Annotated in this window: 1 rRNA gene; it reads right to left on the reverse strand. The window is 40.8% G+C overall.

Annotation, left to right across the window (positions count from 1 at the left end):
• Window positions 1-108 (reverse strand): 23S ribosomal RNA (locus tag M3183_RS26905); the annotation flags it as partial.
• Window positions 109-255 lie beyond the last annotated feature (147 nt).

Below are 255 nucleotides of genomic sequence, written 5' to 3' on the forward strand. Positions count from 1 at the left end.
TCCGGATCAAAGCTTGCTTACAGCTCCCCGAAGCATATCGGTGTTAGTCCCGTCCTTCATCGGCTCCTAGTGCCAAGGCATTCACCGTGCGCCCTTTCTAACTTAACCTAAAAGGTTTTACTCTAATCATTAGAGAGAAAAACTAAAATGGCGATACTCGGTTCTTACTTGGTTACTTCTTCTTACGATTATCTAGTTTTCAAAGAACGAATACACTTGAGAGAATTGCTCTCTCAAAACTAAACAAACAAGAAA

This window comes from Neobacillus mesonae (assembly GCF_023715155.1).
In the GTDB taxonomy this organism is placed as follows: domain Bacteria; phylum Bacillota; class Bacilli; order Bacillales; family Cytobacillaceae; genus Neobacillus; species Neobacillus mesonae_A.